Genomic DNA, 734 nt, shown 5'->3' with positions numbered 1-734 from the left:
GGTAGTCCGTGTTGGTCTGTGGCTTCTAGGAAGGTGTCTACGACGATGTGGCCGGTGATTCGTGGGTGGGCACTGATGTGTGTGAGGTAGCGGGAGTGGTCATCGAGCCAGGAAATGATTTCGGTGTCGGTGCCGTCGGCTAAGGGCCAGTGTGTGAAGTCGGATTGCCACAGGCTGTTAGGGGCAGGTGCTTGGAAGCGGTGCCAGGATGAGCGGGGTCGTTTTTGTGGTTGCGGGGTGATTTCGTTGGAGGTTTTAAGGATTCGCCAGATTGTGCTGGTTGATGGGCGGGTGTTTTCGGGTAGTCGGTCGTAGATGGATTCGGCTCCGGCGTCGAGGCCGTCGCGGAGGAGTTGGTGGCGTAGTTCCACGATTGTTTCTCGGATGTGTTCTGGGGTTTTGTTGGGGTTGTTCAGGGGGCGTGTGGAGCGTGGTTGGAGTGCTTCGAGTCCGCCGGTGCGGAAGCGTTGGAGTAGGGTTTTGGCCCATCGGGTGCTGATGCCGAAGTGTGTTGCTGCGTCTTTGACGCTCATGCCGCTGTTGACGATGGCTAGAACGACTGCGCGGTTGCGTGAGTATGTCATACCCCAGCTTGCCTGTTCGGGCGTCTTTGAGGTGAACGATGTCGTGACACATCAGTGAACGATGACGCGACACATGATCGGAACGATGTCGTGACACACCTGCGGGCCGGTTTAAGGGTTTAAAGGTGAACGATGTCCTGAAACCAGACA

At 57.1% G+C, this 734-nt stretch carries 1 protein-coding gene; it reads right to left on the bottom strand.

Annotated elements, in window-relative coordinates:
• Positions 1-584 (bottom strand): helix-turn-helix domain-containing protein (locus tag HMPREF0183_RS11730; protein WP_005886471.1); only part of this gene is annotated, 584 nt, incomplete at its 3' end.
• Positions 585-734: the final 150 nt, after the last annotated feature.

It is taken from the genome of Brevibacterium mcbrellneri ATCC 49030, from assembly GCF_000178455.1.
GTDB lineage: Bacteria > Actinomycetota > Actinomycetes > Actinomycetales > Brevibacteriaceae > Brevibacterium > Brevibacterium mcbrellneri.
This window is presented reverse-complemented; position numbering and strand designations above follow the sequence as displayed.